General features: G+C 37.9%; 10 protein-coding genes and 2 pseudogenes. 10 read left to right on the top strand and 2 right to left on the bottom strand.

What is annotated here, in order from left to right:
• From WYK_RS25450 to WYK_RS04790, 5 genes and pseudogenes are all read left to right on the top strand, one after another.
• Positions 1-182, top strand: a pseudogene (locus WYK_RS25450) (general stress protein); the annotation flags it as partial.
• Between the two features lie 83 nt (positions 183-265).
• Positions 266-807, top strand: a pseudogene (locus WYK_RS04775) (GNAT family N-acetyltransferase).
• 18 nt (positions 808-825) lie between these two features.
• Positions 826-1,383 carry a GNAT family N-acetyltransferase gene (locus tag WYK_RS04780; RefSeq protein ID WP_040373451.1) on the top strand — a complete coding sequence of 186 codons (558 nt, stop codon included), beginning with the start codon at positions 826-828 and terminating at the stop codon, positions 1,381-1,383.
• 230 nt (positions 1,384-1,613) lie between these two features.
• Entirely contained in the window at positions 1,614-2,657 is a 1,044-nt protein-coding gene (locus WYK_RS04785) for an oxidoreductase (RefSeq protein WP_040373452.1), read from the top strand.
• Between the two features lie 166 nt (positions 2,658-2,823).
• Positions 2,824-3,918 carry a threonine aldolase family protein gene (locus tag WYK_RS04790; RefSeq protein ID WP_040373453.1) on the top strand — a complete coding sequence of 365 codons (1,095 nt, stop codon included), beginning with the start codon at positions 2,824-2,826 and terminating at the stop codon, positions 3,916-3,918.
• A gap of 186 nt (positions 3,919-4,104) precedes the next feature.
• Here the strand turns inward: WYK_RS04790 and WYK_RS04795 are convergent, their stop codons facing one another.
• Positions 4,105-4,662, bottom strand: coding sequence for a TetR/AcrR family transcriptional regulator (locus WYK_RS04795; protein ID WP_040373454.1), 558 nt, complete (start codon positions 4,660-4,662; stop codon positions 4,105-4,107).
• Between the two features lie 250 nt (positions 4,663-4,912).
• On the opposite strand from WYK_RS04795, the gene WYK_RS04800 reads away from it, so the two are divergent.
• On the top strand, positions 4,913-5,722 hold the full coding sequence (locus tag WYK_RS04800) for an SDR family NAD(P)-dependent oxidoreductase (protein WP_040373455.1): 810 nt from the start codon (positions 4,913-4,915) through the stop codon (positions 5,720-5,722).
• A 54-nt stretch (positions 5,723-5,776) separates the two neighbouring features.
• Positions 5,777-6,718, top strand: coding sequence for an aldo/keto reductase (locus WYK_RS04805; protein ID WP_040373459.1), 942 nt, complete (start codon positions 5,777-5,779; stop codon positions 6,716-6,718).
• An 88-nt stretch (positions 6,719-6,806) separates the two neighbouring features.
• On the opposite strand, the gene WYK_RS23725 is transcribed toward WYK_RS04805, so the two are convergent.
• Complete coding sequence (locus tag WYK_RS23725; protein ID WP_235782439.1) at positions 6,807-7,139, bottom strand: RDD family protein; 333 nt, start codon at positions 7,137-7,139, stop codon at positions 6,807-6,809.
• Positions 7,140-7,557: 418 nt separating this feature from the next.
• Between WYK_RS23725 and WYK_RS04810 the strand changes: the two genes are divergently transcribed.
• From WYK_RS04810 to WYK_RS04820, 3 genes are read left to right on the top strand one after another with little or no spacing between them, the layout of a single operon-like run.
• On the top strand, positions 7,558-8,205 hold the full coding sequence (locus WYK_RS04810) for a hypothetical protein (protein WP_040373456.1): 648 nt from the start codon (positions 7,558-7,560) through the stop codon (positions 8,203-8,205).
• A gap of 36 nt (positions 8,206-8,241) precedes the next feature.
• Complete coding sequence (locus tag WYK_RS04815; RefSeq protein ID WP_040373457.1) at positions 8,242-8,688, top strand: YrvL family regulatory protein; 447 nt, start codon at positions 8,242-8,244, stop codon at positions 8,686-8,688.
• Positions 8,689-8,710: 22 nt separating this feature from the next.
• Positions 8,711-9,256, top strand: a complete 546-nt coding sequence (locus tag WYK_RS04820) for a DUF1697 domain-containing protein (protein WP_040373458.1) — start codon at positions 8,711-8,713, stop codon at positions 9,254-9,256.
• Positions 9,257-9,440: the final 184 nt, after the last annotated feature.

Below are 9,440 nucleotides of genomic sequence, written 5' to 3' on the forward strand. Positions count from 1 at the left end.
CCTTACCTGAAGGTGGATTGTTAATCGCTGCATGTATCTATGTCTTTGCCTTTCTTGAATATATTAACTATTTTTATGTACAGCTTTCATACGATAATCTGTCTGATATTAGCTATCTGCTGAAGTCAAGAAGACTAAAACAATCATGTATAAGCAAAGATTATCGACGATTAACTCGATGAAAAGTAAATTCTTTGAAAGAGATTTCAGATTAGTGTGATAAAATGTGGCTAACAAATTTAGCTAGATTAGGAGATTGTATAGAATGAAGATCGAAGGAAACAGGGTTTTTCTTAAACCGCTGGAAAGTAAAGACGCAGCCGTAAATGTGCAATTAGAAGTTAGAAATCGTTTGTTTTTCAGGAGTATTCGGTAGACCGTGAAGAAGCCTATTACACGTTAGAGGGCCAGCTTGAACGAATTAAAACAAGTGAAGAAAATATGAAACGTGACCATTCGTATTCCTATGGAATTTTTAAAAGAGATAGTGAAGAATTAATCGGTAGTATCGGTTTGTTTAAGGTAGAACGAGGGCCAGCACATAGTTGCATCATGGGATATGTCTTAGACAAAGCACATAATGGACAAGGATATATGACAGAAACCATTCCTTTACTAGTCAATTATGCGTTTGAGGAATTACAGCTTCACCGAATAGAAGCAGGGGTTAAACCAGCAAACCTAGGCTCGATTAGAGTGTTAGAAAAATCGGGATTCCATCAAGAGGGGATTGCACGGAAAAACCTAAAAATCAATGGGAAATGGGAAGACCATTTAATACTTGCGATTATTAATGAGGATATGTGAGAGTGGGTGGGTTATTAAATGACGACACGATTTCCTAAAGTCAGCTTGAGAGAACTTGTGCTTGATGATGCAAAAGACCGTTACCAATGGTGTCTCGATGAGGAAGTGACGAGGCATCTTAATATGCCTGATAAATACCCTCCATTTAGTGAGGCAGAAACCCTTCAATGGATAGATATGTGTATACATAAAACGAATGGCTATGAACAAAAAGCGATTCTTGATCACCACGGGATTCATATCGGCTGGGTGGATTTGAAAAATATTGACCGCTTGAATCAACACGCTGAATTAGGTATTGCTATCGGGGATAAACGGTATTGGGGTAAGGGGTATGGAGCAGCTGCAATGAATGAAATGCTCAACTTTGGATTCAATTCCCTAGACCTAAACAAAATTTGGCTTAGGGTGGAAATAGATAATGAAAAAGCAATTAGATCGTATAAAAAAATGGGTTACATTGAAGAAGGTATTTTAAGACAAGATCGTTTTAGAAAAGGTAGATTCGTTGATCGCTTAAGAATGAGTATCACAAAACAGGAATATTTAACGAATAGGACTGGTTATAATCAGTAACCTGTAGCATTTCCTTGATAGTAAAGAAAAAATGTTAACATCCTCGGTTTGTTTTATTTAAAGCATGGTTAAGAAAACTGGAATTTTATAAAAACTCATTTATCGAGTATAATGATGTAAAGATTATGTATCTTTTAGTAGAGAGTATGCTCGTTGTTAATACGTTCGATAATTAAGTAGAAATTTTAAACGTGGTTATGAAACAATGACCTTTAAGAGGAGTGTTTTGAATGAAGAAGATTAAAACGGCGATTATCGGCTTTGGTTTATCAGGATCTAGTTTTCATGCACCTTTCATTGAAAATCTTGAGGAGTTTGATTTGTCAGCGATTGTTGTTAGACATGTCGAAGCGGTTCGTGAGGTACGACCGAATGTGCCTGTATACGAAAACTTAGATATCCTTTTTGCAAATGAACCAGACATTGAATTAATCGTAATTTCGACGCCAACGCCGACTCATTATGAGTTTGCTAAACAAGCAATACTTGCTGGAAAGCATGTCATTGTCGAAAAACCTTTTGTGGTTAGCGCAGAAGAAGGTGTGGAATTAATAGAGCTTGCTAATGAGTATAATGTCGTCTTAAGCGTCTATCAAAACCGTCGCTGGGATGGAGATTTTCTTACAGTTCAGGATATCGTGCAGAGCGGTAAGTTGGGTAGAGTGCATACGGTCGAGATGAATTGGGACCGCTACCGCAAAGAAGTACGTAACCGATGGAAAGAAAAACAGGCTCCGGGCAGCGGGAATTTTTACGATATGGCACCGCATATGCTCGATCAAGCCAATGTATTGTTTGGGTTGCCGAATACGATCTATGGAAATCTACAAAAACAAAGAGATGGCGCTCAATCGACGGACTATTTTCATGTTGTGTTAGAGTACGATAATGCAAGCGTCTTGATTCGCGGGGGAACGCTAGTAGCTGCTGAAACGCCAAGGTTTGTTCTTCATGGAACAGAAGCGTCTTATATCTTGTTCGGACTCGATCCACAAGAAGGACAGTTGGTAAACGGACTATCCCCGACAGAAGAAGATTATGGTAAACCTGATGAAACAAGAAGTAGTGTGTTGACAAAAGCCGATGGAACAACGGAAGTCATCAAGGTCAAAAAAGGCAACTACAAAGCCTACTTTGAGCAAATCGCTCAAGCCATACGAAATGATGGACAAATCCCAGTCACAGCGGACGACGGGCTGCAAGTCATTCGCCTGATCGAAGCGGGAACGAAGAGCTTTACCGATAAGAAAATTGTTTCACTTCTTGAAGCATGAAAACCAAGCAGCGATTTAAGCTAATCGCTGCTTGGATTTTTTTATGAGAAAGTCACCGTCTTATCGCGTGATTAGTTCTATTTTTCTGAATACTTTTGAACTATAATTAACTAGGCATGTTTGTTCACTAAACCTGCTCAATATCATTGTTAGGAGTTGAAGTTCTATGATAAAGACTAAATCCTTATCAGAAGCATTTAGAGAAGCTGAGTTTCGAGTTGGAGAACACAGTAAAAGAAATGTTCAAGTATTAAAAGAGGCATTCAAAGATGTTTCTGGAAATATAGAAAGTGACTTTTATGGCAGAGGAAAAGTCATCGATGACTTTCAAGATCAAATGATGAAGTATCTTGGAAAAGAATCAGCCATATTTTTCCCTAGCGGAACAATGGCCCAGCAAATTGCCTTACGCATATGGTGTGACGAAAAGAAAGTGAAAAAGGTAGCTTATCATCCCTTATGTCATCTAGAACTTCATGAAGAAGATGGATTGAAAAAATTGCACCATATCGAATCGATCTTGCTTGCAGATAAGGACCAATTAATTACGCTTGCGGATGTTCAGACCATTCAGGAGGACATTGCTTGCCTAGTGTTAGAATTACCTCAAAGTGGAATTGGCGGGCAATTGCCGGATTACACAGAATTACAAGCCATCTCCGCTTATTGCCGTGAAAAAGGGATCAAGCTTCATTTAGATGGTGCTAGACTTTTTGAAATCCTGCCGTATTATGAAAAAACAGCTGCTGAAGTATGTTCTTTATTCGATAGTGTGTATATCTCCTTCTACAAAGGAATTGGCGGAATTGCAGGGGCAGTTTTAGCGGGAACTAAAGCCTTTACAAGTGAATCGAAGATATGGAAAAGACGGTATGGCGGTGATTTAATCAGCTTGTACCCTTACGTTATTAGCTCCGATTATTATTTTAAGCTTCGTATAAATAAAATGGCACAGTATTATGAAGAGGCAAAAGAACTAGCAAAATTATATAATCAATGCCCTGGTGTAAAAACAATTCCTGAGAATCCGGTTTCAAATATGTTTCATGTTCATATGAACCTTCCTGAAAAGGAGCTTGAACCGATTCTGGTACGTATATATGAAACAACAGGTATAGCGTTTACATCATATTTACAACAAAACGGTTCAAGCTGTTCTTATGAAACAAACACCGGAGATAACTATGCTGAACTACCCAAAGAAAAACTCCGTGCAGCTTTTTCACAGTTGGAAAAGGAAATAAGTAAAATAGCTTTATAAAATAACGAAATAATTCGCAAATTCAAGAGACTGTATCCAAGTTTACTAATTGGATACAGTCTCTTGTCGTTTGAAAAGAATTCAAACATTAACGATACTCTTAGCAAGCCCAGTCATACGTAAGCCTGGTTTACTCTCTTTTTCACTTTCTAGGGCACTTGTTTTGGCGCCCTCAAAGCTTTTTCATTACACCTTAATAGCTTTCCAGCAAGCTTCAAGAGTCTGCTGAATCTGATATTCGTCTAGAGGATATTTTCCTGCTAAGTAGCCTTGTATGACAGAGTTAATCATTCCCGTGACGAGTTGGCAGCATAATATGATATCCATTTCACGGATAATACCTTGTTTTTGACCCTGTTCTATGATTGAGAAAATTTCGATGGCTGAGGGATCTAACCTATTCCTCAACTCTTCGGAGATATAGGGTGACTGGCAATAGTTTTCTATAAATGAAAGTTCTTTCGGGTAGTTGAGCGCATAATCCGCCGTGCTTTTTAAAATACCTTTTAATCTTTCATAGACAGTCCGATTTGGATCATACCCTATCATAACAGATTCGCTCATATGAGTACGAGCATTCAGAAAGAGCTCACTAACTAGTTCCTCTTTGCTTTTATAATAATGATAAAAGGTGCTAGAACCCACATTTGCCCTCTTAAATATTTTCGAAAAGGTTACGGACTGCAAGCCTTCTTCTGTAATTAGATCAAGGGTTGCAGTCAAAATATCTTCACGTTTACCCATTTTGCACCTCAGTAGGAATATTTATTCTAAATAAGCATACAAGTTGAGTATCATCCTGTCAAATAAAACGGAATAAATATTCCATATAATTAGAGTTGAAAAGGATATTATCAGCTATTCAACTTATATCATCCACGAATTTGGAACGTTTTTTCTAAATTAGTTGACTTTTTTGTGTTAAATATATACAGTTGAGTAGAATAAATATTCCATTGTAGGAATACACATTTCATAACAAGGAGGTTCGTACATGTTCGATTACAAAGGCAAAGTGGCACTAGTTACCGGTGCTTCAGGCGGGATCGGCAAGGTTTATGCCAGGGAACTGGCTGCTAAAGGCTGCCATGTGATTTTGGTAGCGCGTTCGAAGGACAAATTAGAGACACTAGCGGAGGAATTATCATCCACCTATGGTATTCGGACTTTTGCAATGCCGGCTGATTTAACGATTACAGGAACGACGCAGCTATTGGCTAAACAAATTGGAGAACTTGACCTACATGTGAACATTCTAATTAATAATGCGGGTTTCGGTACCCATGGTCGTTTCGAGGAGATTTCAAGTGAGCGGGAACAGGAAATGATTAACCTGAATGTCGCTTCGCTTGTGGATATGACCCATCAATTTTTGCCCTACATGCAGCAGCAGAAGAATGGAATTATTGTCAATGTAGCTTCCCTTGGAGCCTTTCAGTCAATCCCATATATGGCTACTTATGCAGCAACGAAAGCATTTGTTCTATCGTTTACTGAGTCACTCTTTGCAGAAAACCGCCATCTTGGGGTACGAGTACTTGCACTATGCCCGGGAACGACCAAGACGGAATTTTTCGATGTGATTGGCACAACGGAAATGCCAGGTGGAATTAACGGAACTCCTGAGTCAGTTGTGAAAGCTGGTTTCCGAGGAATCCAAAAAGGGAGAAGCTATATCATAGATGGCACCTCCAATTATTGGCTGGCTCAAAGCACTCGTTTTCTCACACGAAAGTTCACAGCCATCATGACAGAGCGGCTGACACGACCTGCTTCATTCCCAGCTTTGGGTAAACTTAAATAAGAAGTAGTCTAGTAGAAACCCACTTACTATTATTTCTAGGAGGAAGAATGAATGATACAAAAAAGGTTACTTGGACGTGAGGGATTAGAGGTTTCAGCATTAGGGCTTGGAACCATGATGATGCCCAATAATGAAGAATCGGTCCGCGTGATTCATGAGGCGTTGGATACCGGGGTCACTATGTTTGATACAGCTGATATTTATGGGGAATTTGCGCAGCAGCGCTTCGGAGAAAACGAGAAGTTGGTAGGTCGGGCGCTTAAGGATAGACGGGATAAAGCGGTGATCGCCACCAAATTTGGTGTAACACATACCCAAGGACCAAAAGGCGATCCCTCGTATATAAAAAAATCAGTGGATGCTAGCTTATACCATCTGGGATTAGATTACATTGATTTATATTATCAACATCGCTACGATCCGAATACTCCTATTGAAGAAACCATTGGAACGATGGCTGACTTAGTTAAGGTTGGGAAAATACGCTTTATCGGCCTTTCCGAAGCACCTGCAGATATCATTCGTCGTGCACACGCCATTCATCCCATTACGGCAGTGGAAACGGAGTATTCTTTATGGAGTAGAGAAGTGGAAGATGAAGTACTTCCGGTTCTAAAAGAATTAGGAATTGGTTTTGTTCCTTATAGCCCGCTGGGACGGGGATTTTTGACAGGACAAATTAAAAAGTTTGAGGATTTGGCAGAGGATGATTATAGGCGGCATTATGAACGGTTCCAAGGTGATAATTTCATGAAAAATGTCGAAGTCGCAGGGCTGATTGAAGCGATGGCTTCAAAAAAAAGGTGTACATCGGCTCAACTTGCATTGGCGTGGCTGCTCGCCCAAGGAGACTTCATCGTGCCAATCCCTGGTACAAAACGAATAGACCGGGTGAAGGAGAATCTTGGCGCTCTTCAGGTTCAACTTACCTCAGCCGATTTCGAGGAAATTGAACGTATCTCTCCCAAAGGCCTTGCAGCCGGGGGACGTTTCTAAATGTACAGAAGCCATTTGGTCACCAGATTCATAATATAATTGTTTACTATCGCTCTAAGCCTTACTACATTTGATATGTAATAAGGCTTTAAAAATGTTTAATTTTTATTGAACGAAGGTTCCTTAACAACCTGGGTTTTCGCCAATAGATCATAAACATAAGGGTATAGATCAATCCGCCAATCAGATAATAGATGATCGGTACTTCGCCATCACCAATATATATCAAACGATAAACAAGGAAATGTGACAACTCCCATGGTAAAAACTTAAGAATCGTTCGAAAGGTTGCATGTAGTAGGGATATTGCGTCACCATTTTTTCTAACAACGTGTATACCCGTTTTCCGTTTCCCAAATGACTGACCGCCCATTTTTGAATCGCTAATAATAAAATAGAGTGATATAGGAAAAGTCACCATTAAAAAACCAGTCAACTGAGCTACTATCAATGAACCGTTGAAGAAGTCCTGTAAGGATGGAAATAGAAAGTCATTGAAAAGAGAACAACTAAATAAATAAGGATAAACAGGTAATCAATCATGAAGGCTTTCCAACGGTGTAGAAACGAAACATTCACTAGCATAACCTCTTTCATATGGAGTTGTATGTATGCTGAAAATAACATAATAATTGGAAAAGTTCATTTAGTAATGTTAGATAAGGTAAATCGTACGATACCATGGGTAACTTCACTACCTTATAAAAATTGATATATATGTAATTTATGTAATAATATATGATAGTATATTTATAAATTAAGTTTAATGAAGATTACTGGATGCCCCTTTACCAAAGCTTTGTTTCAGAGTAAATTCAAAAAATAGGAGATTAATTTTTATGCAATTAAAACTAATGTGGTGTACCATAGCAGTCATTGTTATAGGACTCTTTAGCGTGGTAGCCTCCACATATAAAGAAGATTCTAGAAACATCACTGAAATTAAACAGGATGAAAATAAAAGATCCATTATAGAGGCTGCTAAAGAAAAAGATAAAAAACTGATACCAGTTGTCGTAGATCCCGCGAATGAAATCCATAGCCTTGATAATAATCTAGTTCCAGATGTGTTTGCTTATCGGTATAATAGTTTTTTCGAAACAATGGAGATTAATGGGTCAGTTGATTTTAGTGAAGGTGCTCTACCAGATGAAATTTTTGCAAAAGTAGGCGATAAGATCACTATAAATGGAGTTACCCATCCAGACACTCTTTCTATAACCAATATTCGTTTATTGGGGGTTGACCTGAAAAGTGCTGATGAAATAGAGAATTTTAAAAATATCCTATTTGCTTTTTTCATATCTGTTGTAGATCAAAATTTAACACCCAAGGAAATAGATGAAATCTTCTATGATGAATTAGAGTGTGAAAAAATAATACAAAACGGAGGAGGATCTGAAGCCTTAGTTGGAGAGATCAAATATAACTTTTCTAACGAAGAGAGCGAAATGAGTTTACGTGTTACTAACATCAATAATGATTGAACATACTTATTTTTAACATGCTGGGAGAACAGAACTATGCCAGAAAAAAAAGATTCTTTTCGTGATATAAATATAAAAGAAAAGATGGCAACTATCGCCGGATTAACCTTTCTAATTACCCTAGTAGTTGGATTTGTGTGGGGGCTTTATTTTTTTGGACTGGCTGGAGTTTTTGCCCTGCTGGGTGTTCAATATAAATCTATCTGGTCCTTGGTTATGTTTGTTGGTAGTTTTTTTGTTCTAGGCATCCTTGTCGAATTGGTTTCCAAAGTGATTTTCACTGTATCTGTCCGAAATATAACAGGAAAAATTAACGTATTTTTCTTCCGAATCAGTATTGAATGCATATCGAACTGGCTAGTCCTGTTCGCTGTGGATGAGTTTATGAATAGTATCACGCTTTCCTTGAAAACAGAGATAATTATCGCATTACTACTTGCCATAATTGAAATTGTTTTTGACGGAGATAAAGAAATGCCATAAATGAGTTGGAAGGAGGATGATTATGATTTATCTTGCTCTTCTTCGGGGAATCAATGTAGGTGGAAATAACAAAATTGACATGAAGCTGCTTAAGCAATCGTTTGAACGAGCCGGGATGAATGATGTAATGACCTATATCAATACTGGCAATATTATTTTTTCATACAATGGCCAATCAAAAATTGAATTATCACATCGTTTAGAAGAAGTGATTCGAAAAGAATTCGGATTGCAAATTAGAGTGTTAATTCGTAGTATCGATGAGATCAAAGGTATTATTAAGGCTATTCCTGACACATGGAAAAACGACAAAGAAATGACTGGTGATGTCATGTTTTTATGGGATGAAGTTGATGATATAGCTTTACTTGAGAAACTAGTCATTAAACCATCGATTGACACGGTAATTTATGTCCCCGGCGCGATCCTATGGATGGTTGACAAGATTAATATAACGAAGAGCGGGAAATCAAAGATTATTGGAACGAAGCTATATAAACAAGTTACGATAAGAAATGTCAACACGACTCGTAAGATATATGAACTCATGCAACTTCAAAAAAATTAGCCTATTATCCAAGAAGGATGAAGCTTTATCAATAGGAGGTCAAGGTGAAATCTGTCGGTTCATGAAAATTTAAAAAGAGATAATGATTTTAAAATCAACTAGAGAGAAGTTGAAGATTACATAGAAAAGGGTAAATGAAAATAATTTATTGTATAGGTGCAGGTTATCAGCATAAATAATAGAA

The sequence above is a fragment of the Peribacillus psychrosaccharolyticus ATCC 23296 genome (assembly GCF_000305495.1).
Lineage (GTDB): Bacteria > Bacillota > Bacilli > Bacillales > DSM-1321 > Peribacillus > Peribacillus psychrosaccharolyticus.

What these genes read in the sequence shown, in the direction of transcription:
- WYK_RS23725 (WP_235782439.1), bottom strand. Translation starts at nt 7,139, where the DNA reads ATGGTGACTTTTCCTATATCACTCTATTTTATTATTAGCGATTCAAAA.
- WYK_RS04800 (WP_040373455.1), top strand. Translation starts at nt 4,913, where the DNA reads ATGTTCGATTACAAAGGCAAAGTGGCACTAGTTACCGGTGCTTCAGGC.
- WYK_RS04795 (WP_040373454.1), bottom strand. Translation starts at nt 4,662, where the DNA reads ATGGGTAAACGTGAAGATATTTTGACTGCAACCCTTGATCTAATTACA.
- WYK_RS04780 (WP_040373451.1), top strand. Translation starts at nt 826, where the DNA reads ATGACGACACGATTTCCTAAAGTCAGCTTGAGAGAACTTGTGCTTGAT.
- WYK_RS04790 (WP_040373453.1), top strand. Translation starts at nt 2,824, where the DNA reads ATGATAAAGACTAAATCCTTATCAGAAGCATTTAGAGAAGCTGAGTTT.
- WYK_RS04810 (WP_040373456.1), top strand. Translation starts at nt 7,558, where the DNA reads ATGCAATTAAAACTAATGTGGTGTACCATAGCAGTCATTGTTATAGGA.
- WYK_RS04820 (WP_040373458.1), top strand. Translation starts at nt 8,711, where the DNA reads ATGATTTATCTTGCTCTTCTTCGGGGAATCAATGTAGGTGGAAATAAC.
- WYK_RS04785 (WP_040373452.1), top strand. Translation starts at nt 1,614, where the DNA reads ATGAAGAAGATTAAAACGGCGATTATCGGCTTTGGTTTATCAGGATCT.
- WYK_RS04815 (WP_040373457.1), top strand. Translation starts at nt 8,242, where the DNA reads ATGCCAGAAAAAAAAGATTCTTTTCGTGATATAAATATAAAAGAAAAG.